This is a genomic window from Vibrio sp. Isolate22 (assembly GCF_022398115.1).
Taxonomy (GTDB): domain Bacteria; phylum Pseudomonadota; class Gammaproteobacteria; order Enterobacterales; family Vibrionaceae; genus Vibrio.
Map to the genome: position 1 here is coordinate 1 of NZ_JAKEUW010000078.1, position 17994 is coordinate 17994.

Below are 17994 nucleotides of genomic sequence, written 5' to 3' on the forward strand. Positions count from 1 at the left end.
TTGATACTCATGGATAGCCTCGGCTTCAAGACCGCAAAGGCATTTAGCCTCAGAGTTAGGTTTAAGAGTCAGTGTAATAAGTGATGCTGTCTGGTGAGACTTTACTATTTTAAAGCCTTCCCAGAATGAAGATAGGAAAGTATGATTCGGCATGAAAACGGTAGTTTGTGTATGATTTTTGTTTGGCGACTAAACCATATCACTTACTACCGTTTTTGTTTTTAGTTCCCGCTAATCCGCGATGAACCAGAAAAAAGCGCAGTAAAAACTGCGCTTTTTGTTAAGCGGCTTTAATTACTTTTGTTGTAGTCGGTGCTAATAAAGCAGTCTTCTCAACTAAAGTCATTGTAGGAGCCAATTTCTTTGCCATTGGAGCAGCAACAAAGCCACTACGACGACGCATCGCACTACGGTTGGTGTGCGAGAACCTGACAGCTGTTGGGCGCATTAATTTACCTAACGGTCAGGCATATCCATTGCCAATCTAATGGCCTGATTCACTATGAGATCCGCCTCAATTGCTTGAAGAGTCACTCGTCTGGCTTCCGCCAATCCGAATAGTAAATCAGGATAATGATATGCATGCATATCGTGTATTAGATTATCACTATCTCAGTTATCGATCGACGCTTGAGTGATAAATAGACGATATTAGAGCTAAAATTGTGTGAGCAGTATATTTGAGTTTGAACCTCTTTCAGGCTTAAGATGATGCTTTAAAGGAGGTGCATATGTCGTTCTTAAAGAAAACGTTAGCAAGTTTTGGTATTGGGTCGGCTAAGGTCGATTCGGTATTGCAACAGGAAGTGCTGTTCCCAGGGCAGAAGGCGAGCATTATTGTGCATGTGTATGGTGGCGCCCAGCCGCAGGAGATCGACAATATCGATCTTAATCTGTGCTGTCGTTACGTCAAAGAAGTCACCATGAACTCGCAAAGGCAAGAGGGCGGCCAAACACGCCGCATGCAGCAGACATACTCACTAGCAAAATGGAGCCTGCCATACGCGTTTGTAATTCAGCCGGGTGAAACTCGCGACTTTGAGTGTGAGTTTGATGTTCCGTTGAACACACCGGTGACGATTGGCGATTCCAAGGTGTGGCTGGAAACAGGGTTAGACATAGCGATGGCGATTGACCCCTCGGATAAAGATATCCTAACGGTTCGCCCTGATGCACTCCTTGATGGTATTTTTAACGAACTGGAAGCTCAAGGGCTGCGTATTCGTCAGGTTGAGTGTGAAGCGGTTGATGGCTTTGAACTACCATTTGTTCAAGAGTTTGAGTTTGTTCCAACTACTGGGCCTTATCATGGCCGATGGCGCGAGCTGGAAGTGGTGGCTCGTCGAGATGAGAAAGAACTTAAGCTATGGTTTGAAATAGACCGTAATCGCGATGGTGCAAAAGGTATGTTGGCAAGCTTGCTAGGCATTGGCCAATTGCATCGACAGTTGAGCGTACCACTCGATACCTCCCCAGAAGAGGCGGGTAAGATGGTCATTGAGTACCTAGAAAACGCGTCTTAGTGTTTTCTAAATAAATGATGTTTAAGGGATCGGTTGTCTCCGATCTCCAGAGATTCTGCATGTCATAAAAATTTAAGCTTACACGTGTACGCTTAATGTGTAATACTAGCGTTATCGAACATTTACTCTAGTAGGATAATCATGTCTGCATCATCGGCGAGCGAATACAGTGACATCGAAGAACGCGCCAATGCGATAACCCATGGCTTGGGCGTTGTACTTGGCGTGGTTGGTCTAATCCTGCTACTGATCCGTGCGTTTGACCATCAAGCGGACACACTGACGATTGCCAGTATGGCGGTGTATGGCAGCAGTATCATTCTGCTGTTTCTTGCTTCTACGCTTTACCACTCTATCACCACAGAAAAAACCAAACGTCTGCTGAAAACTCTCGATCACTGCGCGATTTACCTACTGATTGCGGGCAGCTACACACCATTCTTATTGGTTAGCCTAAGAACTCCATTAGCAATGGGTTTGATGGCGGTGATTTGGGGAATTGCACTGGTCGGCATCATAATGAAGATAGCCTTCGTCTACCGATTTAAGCGATTGTCATTGGTGACTTACCTAGCAATGGGCTGGTTGTCACTGATCGTGGTGTATCAACTGGCGATGAATATTGAAATGGGCGGCTTGGTGCTGTTAGCACTCGGTGGCGTGATTTACTCGTTAGGTGTGATTTTCTACGTAGCAAAACGCATCCCATACAATCATGCCATCTGGCACTTGTTTGTGTTGGCGGGCTGCGCTTGCCACTTCTTCGCGATCTATCTGTACGTGACTCCGGTTTAGCGAGTCAGTACTTCAACGATTTCTGCTTTAATTTGGTATTCAGGGTGCTGCTCAACCTCTAGCTTGATCGAGGTGCCTTCAGCATCCGTTTTTGGGCGAAGGTAGGTATCTGCCATACGTTTGATTGATTTCCAAACGGCGACCGTTTTCTCTTCTAAAAGCTCACCGCTGGCAGAATAAAGGTCGAGCTTTACCGACACCAAGATCACAGCTTGTGTGCTTTGGTTGGTAATCGCCGTTGGGATAATCAGCTCACCATCTTCATAGTGGCTAGCGCCGAGTACCACATCAACCCCTGATTGTGACAGCTGCAGGCTTGGCTTCTTGCTATCAACAACAATCGTCGTACCTTGCACATTCGTTGCAACCGGAACGGCGACAACAGGTGCGGCGACAACAGGTGCGGCAGCAACAGGTATCGTACTTTCTGATGTTACTGCTTCTTTCGTTTTCTGCTGTGGTGCCACGTATTGCCACGTAAAATCATCTTTCAGCAATATCTGTTTGCCATCTTGTAGAGTCACCATCTGATCGGCCAATGCCGAACTGCTCAGCAGTGCGCTTGCGATAAGTAGGTATGATCTCATCTCTATATCCTTAAGTATTTATGTAACTAGCGTCGCCAGAAGGCTGGGAAGAATAGAACGATAAGTGTCAGGATCTCGAGCCTTCCCATCAACATGCCGAAGCTTAGTAACCATTTAGCACCGTCTGGCAGTGGAGCAAAGTTACCTGTCGGACCAATAACACTACCCATTCCTGGGCCCACGTTAGCAACTGCAGTCACAGCACCAGAGATACTGGTGATTGGGTCCAATCCCATCGCACTCAAACCGCCAGCGATTAAGATAATCGTAATAAAGAACATCAAACCAAATGCTACCAACGAGCGCACGATATCGTCGCTCACAGGACGTTGATTGTAGCGTTGAACAAATACGCCTGATGGGTGAATCAACTTCATCATCTGCTTGTGAAGCATCGTCATCGCTATCTGGAAGCGGAATATCTTGATACCACCCGAGGTTGAGCCTGAACATGCGCCAGCCATCATCAAGAAGGCAAACAAGGTGGTTGGTAGTGCGCCCCATGCTGTGAAGTCTTCCAAACCAAAACCGGTTGTAGTGACCACGGATACGATGTTGAACATAGAGACACGCAGTGCATCCAAAACGGTGTAGCCATCTCTCACCACTAGCCATGCTGAAATGACCGCACTGGTGAATAAAAACAGGTAGGTGAAGCCTTTCACCTGAGCATCTTTGTAGAGGATAGACAGTTTTCTACCGCGCAGTGCGCTAACAAAAAGTAGGAATGGTAAGCCACCAAGGAACATGAACACTGTGCCCACCCAGTGAGCGCTGTTCGAGAAGTGGTTCATCGAACCATCTGAAGTCGAGTAACCGCCCGTTGATAGAGTGGTAAACGAGTGGTTGATGGCATCAAACACGCTCATGCCGGCAAGCAGGTAGCTCACTAAGCATAACCCCGTTAATACCAGATAAACGGCAACGATGTTCTTGGCGACAGTTTTCGCTCGAGGGCTGCTTTTATCGGACCAATCGGAAGATTCAGTTTGGAACAGGCGCATACCACCGACGTTAAGCATCGGCAGTACCGCCACCGCCATTACGATGAAACCAATGCCACCAAGCCATTGCAGTATCGAGCGCCACAGAAGAATACTTGGTGCCATGCTGTCTAAGCCACTCAGTACTGTTGAACCAGTTGTGGTAATCCCCGACATGGTTTCAAAGTAAGCGTCAGTAAAGCTGATGTGGTTGATGAATACGAACGGCAGCGCGGCGAAGGCACTGGCTATTGTCCATACCAGAGAGGTGATCAGGAACATATCCCGCACCCCAAGTCTGAACTTAGCAGAGCGGCCTAAACTCAAGCAGATGAACGCCACGATGTGCGTGATCACCACTGATTGACCGAATTCGAGAAAACCACCTGTGCCAGTAAAGAAGGCCACTAGTGTTGGGATGTACATGAAAAGGGCCAGTTTTGATAACACTAACCCTATCACTAATAATATAGGACGAAAATTGACCATAGCTTAATGCCTAAGCGCGTTGTTACGTGAAGACTTATGAAAACAAGGCTACAAGAAGAACGGACTCGGTTGGAAAAGAGACTCAACATCAGGCACGTATTTCTTGTCTACTAGGAACATTACTACGTGGTCATCTTGTTCGATCACGGTTCTATCGTGCGCGATAAGCACCTCTTCTCCACGAACAATGGCACCAATGGTGGTACCCGGTGGTAGTTTGATATCTCCAATCGCTCGGCCAACGACTTTAGATGTGGTTTCGTCACCGTGGGCAATCGCTTCGATAGCCTCAGCAGCACCGCGACGTAGAGAAGATACGTTAACAATATCAGCACGACGAACGTGAGTAAGTAGCGCAGAAATGGTCGCTTGTTGTGGGGAGATTGCAATGTCAATCACACCGCCTTGCACAAGGTCTACATAGGCACCGCGCTGAATCAGTACCATTACTTTTTTGGCACCCATACGCTTAGCCAGCATTGCCGACATGATGTTGGTTTCATCTTCATTGGTTAGGGCAATGAATACATCAACCTGATCGATGTTCTCTTCGGTGAGTAGCTCTTGGTCTGCTGCATCACCACAGAATACGATGGTGTTTTCTAATTCTTCAGATAGCTTCTCTGCACGTGTGTAGCTACGCTCGATAAGCTTGATGCTGTAGCTCTGCTCAAGGCGTTTCGCTAGGCTTGCACCGATATTACCACCACCAACAATCATGATACGGCGGTAAGGTTTTTCTAGGCGCTGTAGCTCACTCATTACTGAGCGGATATGGTTACTTGCCGCTACAAAAAACACTTCATCATCGGCTTCAATGATGGTGGTGCCTTGTGGGCGAATAGGGCGACCTTGACGGAAGATAGCCGCCACACGTGTATCGATGTGTGGCATGTGCTCACGTAAAGCAGATAGGGCATTACCAACCAGTGGACCACCGTAGTAGGCTTTTACTGCCACTAGGCTGACTTTCTGTTCTGCGAAGCTCACCACTTGTAGTGCGCCTGGGTATTGAATCAAACGCTCAATGTAGCTGGTCACCAGTTCTTCTGGTGCGATCAGGTGATCGACAGGGATTGCACCTGATTTGAACAGCGCTTCTTTCTCTTCTAGATATTCTGGAGAACGAATACGTGCAATTCGGTTTGGCGTATTAAAAAGAGAGAAGGCAACCTGACACGCGGCCATGTTGGTTTCATCCATGTTGGTTACTGCAACCAGCATGTCGGCATCTTGTGCACCCGCTTCACGTAGTGTGTTTGGGTGGCTGGCATAGCCGTTTACAACCCTAAGGTCATATTTATCTTGAAGTTCACGCAGTCGGTCGGCATTACGGTCGACGATCGTGATGTCATTGTTTTCACCCACTAGGTTTTCAGCAAGGGTACCGCCTACTTGTCCAGCACCTAGGATAATGATCTTCATAGCCTTTCTCTTATTTTTGCCGTTGTTATTCTAGTGTTCTCATTTTGCTTTGATAATGCACTAGAAAGAAACAGCGGCTAAGAAATAAAATTCTTAGCCGCTGTTAATTGTTATGCCTGTTTTACTAGAACTGCGTAGTAGAAGCCATCCATATCTTCTTCACCAGGCAGTATTTGACGACCTGGATTTTCGATATCAGACCCAACTAGCGTTGCGTTCTCAGTACGCTCTAGGAATGCTTTCACTTGCAGAACGTTTTCTTGCGGTGTGATAGAGCATGTCGCGTAAACCATAGTGCCGCCTTCTTTCAACTGGCGCCACATTGCGTCCATGATCTCACTTTGCAGTTCCGCTAGTGCTTCAATATCCGATGCACGACGTAGCCATTTGATGTCTGGGTGACGACGGATTACGCCAGTCGCAGAACAAGGTGCATCAAGCAGGATACGGTCAAATTTGTCGCCCATCCACCACTCTTCAGGGTAGCGAGCATCGCCACAAATTACGTCGGCACGCAGTTGTAGACGTTCAAGGTTATCGTAAACGCGGTCTAAGCGTTTAACATCACAGTCAATCGCAACCACTTCTGTGTCGTTAGTGTGCTCAAGAATGTGTGCGGTCTTGCCGCCTGGTGCTGCACAACAGTCTAGGATCAGCTCACCGTCTTTTGGTGTTAGGTAATCAACCGAAAGCTGAGCCGCGGCGTCTTGTACTGAAACCCAACCTTTGTCGAAGCCTGGCAATAAAGTTACATCACAAGGTGAAGCCAATTTTATTGCATCTGCTGCTTCTGAGTGCAGGGTGTATTCAATGTTTTCGTTTTTAAGCAGTTCAACATACTCGTCACGAGTGTGGTGTTGGCGGTTTACGCGCAGCCACATTGGTGCCTTGCTGTTGTTGGCTTCAATCAATTGCTCCCATTGATCTGGGTAGCTTTCTTGAAGCATTTTTAGAATCCAGCTTGGGTGGCCGTATTTGCCCGCATTGTGGCTTACTGCTTTTTCATCCAGCTCTTCTTGGTCACGTAGGTAGCTACGTAATACTGCGTTGATCAAACCACTTAGGCTTGGACCGCGCAGTGTTTTGGTGCCCTCAACCGTTTCCGCAACAGCTGCGTGCGAAGGAATGCGCATGAAGCTCAGTTGGTAAATGCCTACCAGAATCAGGTGGTGGAATACACGCTTTTTACCTTTAAGCGGGTTTTCCATCAGTTCGTTAGCGATTGACTCTAGACGAGGCAGGTAACGAAGTGCGCCGTAGCAAATCTCTTGCAGTAGAGCGTGGTCTCGCGGGCGGATCGTTTTTTGAGCCGCAGGGAGAGCGTGTGAAAGAGAGTGGCCTTTATCGACAACTTGAAATAGGACATTTGCAGCAGCAGCGCGAACATTCATGAGGGGTACCGAATATTTATTTAAATACATGAGGGCATCTCTGCCCTCGTAAAGGTTTTCTAAACTGCGTTATGGCAGCTTTAAAGCGGTTAAGAAAGTTGAGTTCCAACTTCAAACCAGCTTGCACGAGAGTTCAAGATATCCTGAACAGACATGGCTTTCTTACCTGGGACTTGTAGCTGTTCAAGAACAAGTACACCTTGCCCTGTTGCTACATAGATACCAGTTTTATCGGCTTGCAGAATAGTACCTGCAGGCTTATCAGAGGTTTGCTCTGCCACACGGCTTTGCCATACCTTGATGCTGTTTTCTGCAGCTTCAAAGTGGCTCATTGGCCATGGGTTAAAAGCGCGAACGCAGCGCTCAATATGAGCCGCGTCATCACTCCAGTTGATACGTGCTTCTTCTTTGCTTAGCTTCTTCGCGTAGTTCGCAAGCTCATCGTCTTGCTTTTCAGCGACTGCCTTGCCTGAAGCGATGTCAGCTAAACACTCAACTAGAGCGTCAGGGCCAAGGCCCGCTAACTTCTCGTACATCGATGCACTAGTATCTGTTGCTTCGATTGGTAACGTAGCGATACTCAGCATGTCACCTGTGTCTAGGCCGATATCCATCTGCATGATCGTAACGCCAGTCTCTTTATCACCCGCCCAGATAGAGCGTTGAATTGGAGCAGCACCACGCCAGCGCGGCAGAATAGAGCCATGCACGTTGATACAACCTAAGCGAGGCGTATCTAAAACCACTTGTGGAAGCAATAAGCCGTAAGCAACAACTACCATGATGTCAGCATTCAAATCTGCTAATTCTTGCTTAGCTTCATCTGACTTGAAGTTTTCTGGTTGGTAAACCGGAATGTTATTTTCAAGTGCGATGTTTTTTACTGGGCTCGCAGTCAGTTTCTTACCGCGGCCTGCTGGACGATCTGGCTGTGTGTAAACAGCAATAACTTCATGCTCCGAAGACAACAACGCCGCCAAGTGACGGGCGGCGAAATCCGGAGTACCTGCGAAGACAATTCTTAAAGATTGACTCAAGGTAGGCTTCCTTCTTAATTTAGTAATAGCTGCGATTATTTGCCTTGCTTCTCATTGAAGCGTTTGATTTTCGCTAGCTTCTCTTGAATACGTTTACGCTTAAGTGGCGATAGGTAATCAACAAATAACTTGCCTTCTAGGTGGTCAAGCTCGTGCTGAACACAGATAGCCAGAAGGTCATCAGCGTCGAAGGTGAATTCGTTGCCGTCACGGTCTAGTGCTTTAACCGTTACTTCTGCAGCGCGAGGTACTAGAGCTCGAGCGCCAGGTACAGATAGACAACCTTCTTCGATACCATCTTCGCCGCGCTTCTCGATAATTTCAGGGTTGATAAGAACCATTGGTTCATCACGCGTTTCTGAAATATCAATTACTACGATACGCTGGTGGAAATCTACCTGCGTTGCCGCAAGGCCGATACCTTCTTCGTCGTACATGGTTTCAATCATGTCATCAACGAACTTTTGAATCTCTGGGGTAACTTCTTTTACCGGTTTCGCCACGGTACGTAGACGATCATCTGGTAATGTTAATACTTGTAATACAGACATATACACTCGAAATATTGAACTGTGCCGAAACAGCTTTAACCTTGTTGGCTCAATTCTAGACATTTTAGAGGTCAAATGACAGCATCCTGATGGTAATTATCCAAATATACAGACCAAGGAAGCTAGGTCATGCGTCATATTTACCCCGCTTTATCGCTTATTTTTTCCTCAATTTCTTTTGTCGCAGCGGCAGAGAATAGTGAGCAACCTTTAACCATTAAGCGAGGTGCACCTGAAGCTTATGTGGTGGTTAAGGGCGACACCTTGTGGGACATCTCAGCAATGTATCTCGATAGCCCTTGGTTGTGGCCAAGGTTATGGCAGGTGAATCCAGAGATAGAAAATCCTCACCTTATTTATCCCGGAGACAAACTGTCGTTGGTTTGGATTAATGGTGAACCTGTGTTGAGCCTCAAGCCTGTTATAAAACTCAGCCCTAAGATTCGTGTCTCGGAGAAGAAAGCAGTACCTACTGTTAATGAGGGGTTGGTTTTGCCTTATTTGCAGTCTGATCGCTTGGTTGAGCAGCAAGATCTAGAATCAGCGCAACGAGTGTTGGGAACAAGCGATGGAAAACGCTTTTTGTCTGGGGAAGACCGATTATTCATATCTGGAAACCAGCAGCACCCTAAGTGGGGTATTTACCGCGCCGTTGAAACTTATCAAAGGCAGCATCCTCAAGCGAGTATCACTTCTTTGCGCTTGGTTGCCATTGCGCGCTTAAAAGAAGTCGATGATGAGTTCAGCAGCCTACAGATAGACACTCAGCTGCAAGAAGTTCTACTTAACGACCTAGTACTTCCCGAGCTGGGCGTCGACCAAGTGAATCTTTCTACCACCTTCTATCCAACTCCCAGTGCTGCGGGCCAGTTCGCCAATATTTTAGGTTCTCTCGAGGGTAATCAATACAGTGCGAAAAATCAGGTGGTGGTGATCAACAAGGGCTCGCATGACAATCTTCGCCAAGGCTCTATGTTTACTCTCAGTGAAAGTGGTGCGGTTGTGTTCGGCAAACAAGGTGAATACAGCTACAAAGAGTCTGCAGCGAGCAATAAAGTGCAGCTACCAAGTACCTCGCTCGGTGGCTTGATGGTTATTCGTCCTTATGAATATTTCAGCCTTGCCTTGATCACTCAAAGTTCAAAGCCAGTGAGCAATGACATTCTGGCGGTATCTCCTTTGGATCTAGCTGCTATGGAAGAGGCTAAGGGCAACGAGTGAATGAGCAACAACTGATCGCTTGGTTAACGTTAAGCTTTATTCCGCAACTGGGTGGAAAGCGTCTTGCCCGCCTACTGAGTGTTGATTCTCCTTTAAACATTGTTGGTTACTCAGGGCAACAGCTACAAGCACTAGGTTTATCAACCAACCAAATCTCCTATCTACGAGCGCAAGCCCCAAGAGAGGTAGAGGCCTGCCTCGCTTGGCAGGCTAAACAACCTAATCATCACATCCTGACTCCGAGTTGCCCACATTATCCTAAATTGCTGAGTGAGATAGCTTCAGCACCCACAGCTCTTTTCGTTAAGGGCAACGTTGAAAAACTGATAGAGCCTCAAATCGCCATGGTCGGCAGCCGTAATGCCAGCATCGAAGGCTTACAGACTGCGAAATCATTTGCTAAAGAGTTTGTACAAAATGGCTTGATTGTCACCAGTGGTTTAGCCTTAGGTATCGATGGCTATGCTCATGATGGTGCGTTACAAAAAGGAGGCGAAACCTTTGCTGTGCTGGGGTCTGGCTTGGATTCTATTTATCCTGCGTGTCACAGAAACCTCGCGTCTCGGATATGTGAAAGTGGGGCTCTAATTTCAGAGTTTCGTCCAAGTGCTAAACCGCGACCTGAACATTTCCCGCGTCGCAATCGTATTATTAGTGGCTTATCGTTAGGAACCTTGGTGATCGAGGCTGCAGAGAAGAGTGGTTCATTAATTACTGCTCGCTACGCTTTGGAGCAAGGACGTGAAGTGTTTGCGCTTCCAGGCTCTATCCATAGCCCAACGAGTCGTGGAGGTAATAGCTTAATCAAAGCCGGTGCTTGCTTGGTTCAAAGTGCTCAAGATGTCTTGGTTGAAATAAAGAGTCTGTTAGACTGGTCTATAGATCAACAGCCTAATTTATTCGAACCTGCGCCAAGCTTGGAAGAAAATGAACAATTGCCATTTCCACATCTGTTAGCTAACGTAGGATTAGAGGCGACACCCGTTGATATTTTGGCACAGAGAACCCATATACCTGTGCATGAAGTCATGATGCAGCTTTTAGAGCTTGAGCTCTCAGGGCATGTTGTTGCAGTTTCCGGTGGCTATATTCGAAAGGGGAGAGGCTAGCTATGATGATGGACATACTGATGTACTTGTTTGAAACCTACATCCATAGCGATTCTGAATTGCAGGTGGATCAAGACGAACTTGAAGATGAACTTCTTCGAGCAGGGTTTCACCAAGATGATATTTATAAGGCTCTCCATTGGTTAGAAGATCTTGCTGCACTGCAAGACACCGATAACCAAGCGGCGATTACTATGTGCTCCAATACCTCGATGCGTGTTTATACAAGTAAAGAGATATCACGTATTAATATGGAGTGTCGCGGTTTCTTGTTGTTCCTTGAGCAGATCAACGTCCTCACGACAGAGATCCGTGAAATGGTGATTGATCGTGTGATGGGGTTAGAGACCAATGAATTTGAGTTGGATGATCTGAAGTGGATTATCCTAATGGTGCTGTTTAACGTACCGGGTAATGAAAGTGCTTACACGCAAATGGAAGAGCTGTTGTACACCAAAGAGCAAGGTATCTTGCATTAATACAGGCTTATCATGAGTAGTAAGATTGATAATCAGCTTTTTTCAGCACATGAACATGCACTAGAACATGAACCGTGTCCACAGTGTGGCGGAGAGCTTCAGCTTCGCCATGGTAAGCACGGTCCGTTTTTAGGCTGTAAGCAATATCCGAATTGCGATTACATCAAGCCTTTGCACCAAAACGATGGCCATGTAGTCAAAGAGTTGGGTGTACCGTGCCCTAAATGCCAAAACGAGCTGGTATTGAGGCAAGGTCGCTATGGCATGTTTATTGGTTGTAGCAGCTACCCTGCGTGTAATCACATCGAATCTTTAGACCAGCCCAAAGAACAACCTGAAGAGCAGCCGTTGGTTGGCTGCCCTGAATGTGGCAAAGGTCATTTGGTCGAGCGTAAATCTCGCTACGGCAAAACCTTCTACGCGTGTGATAACTACCCTAAGTGTAAGTTTGCAGTAAACCAGCCGCCTATTATCGGTCGTTGTGAAGTGTGTCAGTTCCCGCTGTTACTCGAGAAGAAAACAGCTCACGGGATGAAAAAGCAATGTGCTGACCGCAAGTGTCATCACATTCAATCTGAATAGCCTCAGGTTATAGAAATAAAAATGGCGCTCACTGAGCGCCATTTTTTGTATCTAAACTAACAAAGCCATGCTGGCTTATTTCATCTGTTCAGCAAATTCATGAATAGCTGGATAAGCTTTTTTGTCGAGGATATCAGCCAGAGAACATAATGTTCTTTGCAGTTCGGCGTTGTAGTCTGCGCTCACGTTAATGTGGCCCATCTTACGGCCTGCTCGTTTCTCTTTACCATACCAATGAACATGACAACCGCCTTGAGCCAAAATAGCGTCAGGTAGAGTATCTTCACCAAGGATGTTGATCATTGCGGTTGGACGAATCAGCTTGGTGCTACCTAGTGGCATTCCACAGACCGCACGAAGGTGATTCTCAAACTGACAAGTCTCAGCACCTTGTTGTGTCCAGTGACCTGAGTTATGAACTCGTGGTGCAATCTCGTTAACCAACAGTGAACCTTGAACGTCAAAGAACTCAAGTGCTAGCACGCCAACATAATCTAAGCGTTCAGCAACCGCGGTAAACATGGCTTTCGCTTGTTCTTGCAGCTCAATATCATCAATTGCGGTCGATAGGCTTAATACGCCATTGGTGTGAACGTTTTCTGTCAATGGGTAAACTTGAACCTCTCCATTAGTTCCACGAGCACCAACTAGTGATACCTCACGGTCGAACGGAACAAACTCTTCTGCCACAATTGCTTGATTGTCGGTTGCAGCAATGCACTCGGCCATTTCTGTCCAAGTTGCTTCAACGCTGTCTAATGTTTTTAAACGCCACTGGCCTTTGCCATCGTAGCCGCCAAGTGTGCTCTTCAACACCATCGGTAGGCCAACATGAGCAATTGCAGCGTCAAAGTCTTCGCGAGAGTTAATCACATAGTACTTAGCGTTCTTCACGTTCGCTTCGTCTAATAGCGCTTTTTCGAGGCGACGGTCACCGCCAGCTTTGATTGCTTCTGTGGTCGGTAAGAACTTACCGCTGCGCTCACATACTTCAAGCACATCATGGGGGATGTGTTCGAATTCAGCAGTAATCACGTCCGCGCGCTCAATCGCATTTTCTAAGCCGTTGCCTAGAATCGCTTGCGTTAATGGATGAACAATATTTTTGCTGCCAACATCAAAAGCAGAAATTTCAATATTCAGCGGTGCCCCAGCTAGGGACATCATGCGAGCAAGTTGGCCCGCGCCTAACACAAGAACATGCATGGGAATTAGTCCTCTGCAGGGTTTGGATTAGCAAGTACCGTTTCTGTTTGCTCAGAGCGGAATGCTTCTACTTTTGCCATTACTTCTTCATTGTGTGTACCAATGATTTGAGCAGCTAGGATGCCAGCGTTCGCTGCACCCGCTTCACCGATAGCTAGAGTACCTACAGCAATACCTTTTGGCATTTGCACGATAGAAAGCAGAGAGTCCATTCCTTTCAGCGCTTTAGACTGAACTGGAACACCAAGTACAGGTACGCTTGTGAAAGCAGCTGCCATGCCTGGTAGGTGGGCGGCACCGCCAGCACCAGCAATAATGACTTTAATACCGCGCTCTTTCGCACTGGTTGCGTAGTCTGCAAGCAACTGAGGTGTGCGGTGAGCTGAAACCACTTTTGTTTCGTACGCTACGCCAAACTGATCCAACATGTCCGCAGCTAGCTTCATTGTTGGCCAATCAGATTTAGAACCCATGATAATACCGACAGTCATCTCAAACTCCTTCAGGTACGATTTAATTAGTGATTAGATATTTTGCGCGCATTATACGGGTAAAATTGCTCTAGGAAAACGTTTGCGTCAGTCTAAATTGCCAATTGATACATTTTATAAACAAATAGCTTTAGTAACAGTGAGTGATAATTTGTACACTTAGCGAGTTCGATAACTGACTTAATGAGGCAACCCGTGGATAACTTTCAACATACATTGCAGGCATTACAACAGGGCGAAGTCATTGCTTACCCGACCGAAGGCGTTTTTGGGGTTGGTTGTGATCCTGATAATCCACATGCCATCAAGAAATTACTCGAGTTAAAACAGCGTCCAGTTGAAAAGGGCTTGATCTTGATTGCTGCAAGTTACGAGCAGCTGCTTCCTTATATTGATGAAACCCAACTGACCGATAAGCAACTTGCGACGGTTAAAGCAACATGGCCAGGGCCGGTCACTTGGATCATGCCAACCAGTGCTAAAGTGACTGATTGGGTGAGTGGTCAGTTTGATTCAATCGCTGTGCGAGTGACGGATCACCCTTTGGTTCAAAGAATGTGTAATGAATTCGGTAAGCCGTTAACCTCTACCAGTGCTAACCTGACGGGCGAACCACCTTGTATGACGACTGAAGAAGTACAACAGCAACTTGGCCAACACTTGGTTGCGATTCTTGAAGGGAAAACGGGTGGTCGTGACAAGCCAAGCGAAATCAGAGATGCAAAAACGTCGAAAATATTAAGACAGGGTTAAACCCTGCAAAGGAAAGTAAAATGTCAGCAATTGATAAAGAAGCAGTAAAGCAGTTTTTACTGAACCTACAAGATTCGATTTGCCAACAGCTTGAACAAGCTGATGGTAGCGCACTATTTAAAGAAGATGCATGGGAACGCGAACCTGGCGATCGCCTTGGTGGCGGTGGTCGTACTCGTGTTATGACTGACGGTGCGGTCTTTGAACAAGGTGGTGTAAACTTTTCTCACGTTGCAGGTAAGGCAATGCCAGCTTCAGCAACGGCTCATCGCCCTGAATTAGCCGGACGTAAGTTTGAGGCAATGGGAGTATCGTTAGTTATCCACCCTAAAAACCCTTATATCCCAACCTCTCATGCTAACGTTCGATTCTTTATTGCCGAAAAAGAAGGCGAAGACCCTATCTGGTGGTTCGGTGGTGGGTTCGATTTAACGCCATTCTATCCTTTCGATGAAGATTGCCAGTCTTGGCATCAAACCGCTAAAGATCTGTGTGCGCCATTTGGTGATAACGTGTATCAAGAACACAAAGAGTGGTGCGATAAATACTTCTATCTACCTCACCGCGATGAAACACGTGGTGTTGGTGGTCTGTTCTTTGATGACTTAAATGAGTGGGGCTTTGAAAAGAGCTTTGCTTACATGCAGGCTGTTGGTGAAGGCTATGCTGCGGCGTACCTACCTATTGTTGAGCGTCGTAAAGAGACACCTTATGGTGAACGTGAACGTGACTTCCAGCTTTACCGTCGTGGTCGCTACGTTGAGTTCAATCTAGTCTATGACCGTGGCACCTTGTTTGGCCTACAAAGTGGCGGGCGCACAGAATCTATCTTGATGTCTATGCCGCCATTGGCTCGCTGGGAATACCGTTACGAACCAGAAGCAGGGTCACCAGAAGCGTTGCTTTATAGCGACTACCTAAAACCTCGAGCTTGGTAGTTCTTCCTTCCTTATAGGGATAGTGATAGGGTCATCTATATAGATGACCCTTTTTATAATTTCTGTTAGGTAAGGATATGACACAGCAAGTAGATCGTTATGCCGTTTTCGGTAACCCTATTGGGCAAAGCAAATCGCCATTCATCCATACGTTATTTGCTCGCCAAACTAACCAACAACTTACCTATACAGCACTACAGCCAGAACATGGCCAGTTCATTACCTCGGCCAAAGCCTTTTTTAGTGAAGGTGGAAGAGGGTGTAACGTCACAGCACCATTTAAAGAAGACGCTTATCAGTTTGCTAATCGATTGACTGAGAGAGCTGAACTAGCTGGTGCCGTAAATACCCTTAAGAAGTTAGATGATGGAGAAATCATTGGTGATAACACCGATGGTGAGGGGCTTGTTCAAGATTTACTTCAACACCAAGTGGTATTAGAGGGAGCTCGAGTTCTTTTACTGGGTGCTGGTGGTGCAGCAAGAGGAGTGATTCAACCTCTCCTCGATCAAAAGCCGCAGCAATTAGTGGTGGCTAACCGCACCAGTTCAAAAGCTGAATTGTTAGCTGAAATGTTTGCTGCGCATGGAAACATAAAAGGGATGGGGCTAAGTGATGTGAACGAAGGCTTTGATGTCATTATTAACTCAACATCATCAGGCCTAAGTGGTCAACTACCAGAAGTTTCTCCAGCTATCTTCAATAGTAATAGTGTCGTCTACGACATGGTTTATGGCTCAGGCAATACGGTATTCAACCAATGGGCATTAGATAATGGTGTTCATGCTGCTTATGACGGCTTGGGAATGCTAGTAGGACAAGCGGCTGAGAGTTTTATGTTGTGGCGTGGTCTTCGCCCAGGAACAAAACAGATTTTAAGAGAATTACGTAAGAACCTAGAGATATAACAAGGTATTTATAAAAATGAACCAATCAATCCTATTTCCAGATATCCAAGATTGGGATGAAGAGAGTCAATCTATAATCTTCCCTGCTCAGCAGTCAGGCGCATTGATTGAGTGTGAAGTGTCGATTGAAGAGTTGTCACGATTATCAGGCAAAGATATCGAAGGTGGCGAGCAAGCTTTGGCTGCCTTTTCAGAGCTTCGTTTTGATATTGAAGAGTTAGCAGAAGATCTAATAGAAGAAGAGGAGTATGACTCCTCTAATAGAATTCAGATCAAAGTGCTTTAAACGGGAAGCACAAAGTCTAGGTAGTCGTTTTTATTCTGAACGTAGTTGTCAGCTGACATCTGTAAGAAAGCACGTTCCTTATCATTCAGTGGACGTGCTTGTTTAACTGGGCTCCCTACATATAGATGACCACTTTCAAGCACCTTATTAGGTGGAACCAAACTTCCTGCACCAATCATCACGTCTTGTTCGACGATCACACCATCTAATACGATAGCGCCCATACCCACGAGTACACGATCTTTAATTGTACAACCATGCAGCATTACTTTATGGCCGATGGTGACATCATTACCTATTAATAGAGGGTAACCTTCAGGGTTCTCTGCATTCTTATGGGTAACATGGAGAACACTGCCGTCCTGGATATTGGTTCTATCGCCAATATGGATATGGTTCACATCTCCTCGAGCTGCGACTAAAGGCCATACACTAGAGTCGTCACCGATTTTGATATCACCAACAAGTACTGAGCTTGTATCTATATAGACACCTTGCCCGATCTGAGGTGATATACCTTTGTAACTACGTATTGAACTCATAAATCCTCCTTTATATAGGCACTTTAAGCCTTTAATTGTGGAGAATACTAGTGAAAACGGCGTGTTTTGAACAAAAAACGCTCGAACAATCAAAAAAGTAAGAAAAACTTAAAAAAGGCCTTGCCAACGTGACGCTGATCTCTATAATGCCACCTCGCTGACACGGGATGGCTTCTTAGGAAAGCAAAACGAATCAGTAAGCCAAATTAGCCAAGCCAAGCGCTTGAAAAAAGTTTTGAAAATAGTGGTTGACACTAAAACTTAAATCGCTAAAATGGCCGTCCGATTTGAGCGAAGCTCAAAAAGGAAAAGCTCTTTAACAATTTAAACCTATCAATCTGTGTGGGCACTCGTTGATGAATATCAAAAAATGAAACTTCGGTTTCAACTTGATTTCAATGAACTGAGTGACCAATTCGAATCGTTAGATTCGGCACAGTCAATTCAACATTACTTAGCTTTTTATTAAGCGAAGAGAATGTAATCAGTATTCATTGAGTCGACAAAATCTTAAATTGAAGAGTTTGATCATGGCTCAGATTGAACGCTGGCGGCAGGCCTAACACATGCAAGTCGAGCGGAAACGAGTTATCTGAACCTTCGGGGAACGATAACGGCGTCGAGCGGCGGACGGGTGAGTAATGCCTAGGAAATTGCCTTGATGTGGGGGATAACCATTGGAAACGATGGCTAATACC

20 protein-coding genes and 1 rRNA gene are annotated in these 17994 nt (G+C 46.1%); 11 read left to right on the forward strand and 10 right to left on the reverse strand.

The features are described 5' to 3' along the window. Nucleotides 1–280: 280 nt before the first annotated feature. Nucleotides 281–448: a hypothetical protein gene (locus L1D55_RS24755; protein ID WP_170222445.1), complete on the reverse strand. Its 168-nt coding sequence runs from the start codon at nt 446–448 to the stop codon at nt 281–283. 283 nt (nt 449–731) lie between these two features. Between L1D55_RS24755 and L1D55_RS24760 the strand changes: the two genes are divergently transcribed. Both L1D55_RS24760 and L1D55_RS24765 read left to right on the forward strand, forming a co-directional pair. Continuing rightward, the gene (locus L1D55_RS24760) at nt 732–1523 is read left to right on the forward strand and encodes a sporulation protein (protein ID WP_239919232.1); all 792 of its coding nucleotides are present in this window, start codon (nt 732–734) and stop codon (nt 1521–1523) included. Between the two features lie 141 nt (nt 1524–1664). Then, nucleotides 1665–2318 carry a hemolysin III family protein gene (locus L1D55_RS24765; RefSeq protein ID WP_004739327.1) on the forward strand — a complete coding sequence of 218 codons (654 nt, stop codon included), beginning with the start codon at nt 1665–1667 and terminating at the stop codon, nt 2316–2318. Here L1D55_RS24765 and L1D55_RS24770 read toward each other — a convergent pair. From L1D55_RS24770 to def, 6 genes are all read right to left on the reverse strand, one after another. Further along, on the reverse strand, nt 2315–2905 hold the full coding sequence (locus L1D55_RS24770; RefSeq protein WP_239919233.1) for a DUF3157 family protein: 591 nt from the start codon (nt 2903–2905) through the stop codon (nt 2315–2317). The two genes, L1D55_RS24765 and L1D55_RS24770, sit on opposite strands and share 4 nt — an antisense overlap. A 26-nt stretch (nt 2906–2931) precedes the next feature. Continuing rightward, nucleotides 2932–4377, reverse strand: a complete 1446-nt coding sequence (locus L1D55_RS24775) for a TrkH family potassium uptake protein (protein WP_239919234.1) — start codon at nt 4375–4377, stop codon at nt 2932–2934. Between the two features lie 48 nt (nt 4378–4425). Next, complete coding sequence (gene trkA / locus L1D55_RS24780; protein ID WP_004739332.1) at nt 4426–5802, reverse strand: Trk system potassium transporter TrkA; 1377 nt, start codon at nt 5800–5802, stop codon at nt 4426–4428. Between the two features lie 110 nt (nt 5803–5912). Continuing rightward, nucleotides 5913–7193, reverse strand: a complete 1281-nt coding sequence (gene rsmB, locus L1D55_RS24785) for a 16S rRNA (cytosine(967)-C(5))-methyltransferase RsmB (RefSeq protein ID WP_004739334.1) — start codon at nt 7191–7193, stop codon at nt 5913–5915. 89 nt (nt 7194–7282) lie between these two features. Continuing rightward, a complete protein-coding gene (gene fmt / locus L1D55_RS24790; RefSeq protein ID WP_060983484.1) occupies nt 7283–8230 on the reverse strand; it encodes a methionyl-tRNA formyltransferase in 948 nt (315 codons plus the stop codon). Nucleotides 8231–8265: 35 nt separating this feature from the next. Then, nucleotides 8266–8781 carry a peptide deformylase gene (def, locus tag L1D55_RS24795; protein ID WP_239919235.1) on the reverse strand — a complete coding sequence of 172 codons (516 nt, stop codon included), beginning with the start codon at nt 8779–8781 and terminating at the stop codon, nt 8266–8268. Between the two features lie 129 nt (nt 8782–8910). On the opposite strand from def, the gene L1D55_RS24800 reads away from it, so the two are divergent. From L1D55_RS24800 to L1D55_RS24815, 4 genes are read left to right on the forward strand one after another with little or no spacing between them, the layout of a single operon-like run. After that, nucleotides 8911–10002 (forward strand): LysM peptidoglycan-binding domain-containing protein, encoded by a 1092-nt coding sequence (locus L1D55_RS24800; RefSeq protein WP_239919236.1) that lies wholly within the window; start codon nt 8911–8913, stop codon nt 10000–10002. Continuing rightward, complete coding sequence (dprA, locus tag L1D55_RS24805; RefSeq protein ID WP_239919237.1) at nt 9999–11111, forward strand: DNA-processing protein DprA; 1113 nt, start codon at nt 9999–10001, stop codon at nt 11109–11111. The genes L1D55_RS24800 and dprA overlap by 4 nt, the downstream gene beginning before the upstream one ends. A gap of 2 nt (nt 11112–11113) precedes the next feature. Further along, nucleotides 11114–11590 carry a DUF494 family protein gene (locus L1D55_RS24810; protein ID WP_029235095.1) on the forward strand — a complete coding sequence of 159 codons (477 nt, stop codon included), beginning with the start codon at nt 11114–11116 and terminating at the stop codon, nt 11588–11590. A gap of 12 nt (nt 11591–11602) precedes the next feature. After that, nucleotides 11603–12172 (forward strand): topoisomerase DNA-binding C4 zinc finger domain-containing protein, encoded by a 570-nt coding sequence (locus tag L1D55_RS24815; protein WP_239919238.1) that lies wholly within the window; start codon nt 11603–11605, stop codon nt 12170–12172. A gap of 75 nt (nt 12173–12247) precedes the next feature. Here the strand turns inward: L1D55_RS24815 and L1D55_RS24820 are convergent, their stop codons facing one another. Together L1D55_RS24820 and purE are read right to left on the reverse strand one after the other, a co-directional pair. Further along, nucleotides 12248–13378 carry a 5-(carboxyamino)imidazole ribonucleotide synthase gene (locus tag L1D55_RS24820; protein ID WP_239919239.1) on the reverse strand — a complete coding sequence of 377 codons (1131 nt, stop codon included), beginning with the start codon at nt 13376–13378 and terminating at the stop codon, nt 12248–12250. 5 nt (nt 13379–13383) lie between these two features. Next, nucleotides 13384–13869 carry a 5-(carboxyamino)imidazole ribonucleotide mutase gene (gene purE / locus L1D55_RS24825; RefSeq protein ID WP_004739348.1) on the reverse strand — a complete coding sequence of 162 codons (486 nt, stop codon included), beginning with the start codon at nt 13867–13869 and terminating at the stop codon, nt 13384–13386. Nucleotides 13870–14064: 195 nt separating this feature from the next. Here purE and L1D55_RS24830 point away from each other — a divergent pair, with 195 nt between their 5' ends. The 4 genes from L1D55_RS24830 (at nt 14065) to L1D55_RS24845 (ending at nt 16754) form a co-directional block, all read left to right on the forward strand. Further along, nucleotides 14065–14622 (forward strand): L-threonylcarbamoyladenylate synthase, encoded by a 558-nt coding sequence (locus tag L1D55_RS24830; protein WP_239919240.1) that lies wholly within the window; start codon nt 14065–14067, stop codon nt 14620–14622. A gap of 20 nt (nt 14623–14642) precedes the next feature. Then, the gene (hemF, locus tag L1D55_RS24835; protein WP_239919241.1) at nt 14643–15560 is read left to right on the forward strand and encodes an oxygen-dependent coproporphyrinogen oxidase; all 918 of its coding nucleotides are present in this window, start codon (nt 14643–14645) and stop codon (nt 15558–15560) included. A gap of 77 nt (nt 15561–15637) precedes the next feature. Then, entirely contained in the window at nt 15638–16468 is an 831-nt protein-coding gene (gene aroE, locus L1D55_RS24840) for a shikimate dehydrogenase (protein ID WP_239919242.1), read from the forward strand. A gap of 16 nt (nt 16469–16484) precedes the next feature. Then, nucleotides 16485–16754 (forward strand): DUF1488 domain-containing protein, encoded by a 270-nt coding sequence (locus tag L1D55_RS24845; protein WP_239919243.1) that lies wholly within the window; start codon nt 16485–16487, stop codon nt 16752–16754. Here L1D55_RS24845 and L1D55_RS24850 read toward each other — a convergent pair. Next, on the reverse strand, nt 16751–17296 hold the full coding sequence (locus L1D55_RS24850) for a gamma carbonic anhydrase family protein (protein WP_239919244.1): 546 nt from the start codon (nt 17294–17296) through the stop codon (nt 16751–16753). The two genes, L1D55_RS24845 and L1D55_RS24850, sit on opposite strands and share 4 nt — an antisense overlap. Before the next feature lie 512 nt (nt 17297–17808). On the opposite strand from L1D55_RS24850, the gene L1D55_RS24855 reads away from it, so the two are divergent. Next, a 16S ribosomal RNA gene (locus L1D55_RS24855) occupies nt 17809–17994 on the forward strand; the annotation flags it as partial.

Excerpts from the sequence above, each read along its gene's own strand:
- L1D55_RS24800 (WP_239919236.1), top strand. The coding sequence starts at position 8,911 with ATGCGTCATATTTACCCCGCTTTATCGCTTATTTTTTCCTCAATTTCT.
- L1D55_RS24850 (WP_239919244.1), bottom strand. The coding sequence starts at position 17,296 with ATGAGTTCAATACGTAGTTACAAAGGTATATCACCTCAGATCGGGCAA.
- aroE (WP_239919242.1), top strand. The coding sequence starts at position 15,638 with ATGACACAGCAAGTAGATCGTTATGCCGTTTTCGGTAACCCTATTGGG.
- def (WP_239919235.1), bottom strand. The coding sequence starts at position 8,781 with ATGTCTGTATTACAAGTATTAACATTACCAGATGATCGTCTACGTACC.
- L1D55_RS24760 (WP_239919232.1), top strand. The coding sequence starts at position 732 with ATGTCGTTCTTAAAGAAAACGTTAGCAAGTTTTGGTATTGGGTCGGCT.
- L1D55_RS24775 (WP_239919234.1), bottom strand. The coding sequence starts at position 4,377 with ATGGTCAATTTTCGTCCTATATTATTAGTGATAGGGTTAGTGTTATCA.
- L1D55_RS24845 (WP_239919243.1), top strand. The coding sequence starts at position 16,485 with ATGAACCAATCAATCCTATTTCCAGATATCCAAGATTGGGATGAAGAG.
- trkA (WP_004739332.1), bottom strand. The coding sequence starts at position 5,802 with ATGAAGATCATTATCCTAGGTGCTGGACAAGTAGGCGGTACCCTTGCT.
- L1D55_RS24820 (WP_239919239.1), bottom strand. The coding sequence starts at position 13,378 with ATGCATGTTCTTGTGTTAGGCGCGGGCCAACTTGCTCGCATGATGTCC.
- L1D55_RS24755 (WP_170222445.1), bottom strand. The coding sequence starts at position 448 with ATGCGCCCAACAGCTGTCAGGTTCTCGCACACCAACCGTAGTGCGATG.
- L1D55_RS24810 (WP_029235095.1), top strand. The coding sequence starts at position 11,114 with ATGATGATGGACATACTGATGTACTTGTTTGAAACCTACATCCATAGC.
- rsmB (WP_004739334.1), bottom strand. The coding sequence starts at position 7,193 with ATGAATGTTCGCGCTGCTGCTGCAAATGTCCTATTTCAAGTTGTCGAT.
- hemF (WP_239919241.1), top strand. The coding sequence starts at position 14,643 with ATGTCAGCAATTGATAAAGAAGCAGTAAAGCAGTTTTTACTGAACCTA.
- purE (WP_004739348.1), bottom strand. The coding sequence starts at position 13,869 with ATGACTGTCGGTATTATCATGGGTTCTAAATCTGATTGGCCAACAATG.
- L1D55_RS24815 (WP_239919238.1), top strand. The coding sequence starts at position 11,603 with ATGAGTAGTAAGATTGATAATCAGCTTTTTTCAGCACATGAACATGCA.
- L1D55_RS24770 (WP_239919233.1), bottom strand. The coding sequence starts at position 2,905 with ATGAGATCATACCTACTTATCGCAAGCGCACTGCTGAGCAGTTCGGCA.
- L1D55_RS24765 (WP_004739327.1), top strand. The coding sequence starts at position 1,665 with ATGTCTGCATCATCGGCGAGCGAATACAGTGACATCGAAGAACGCGCC.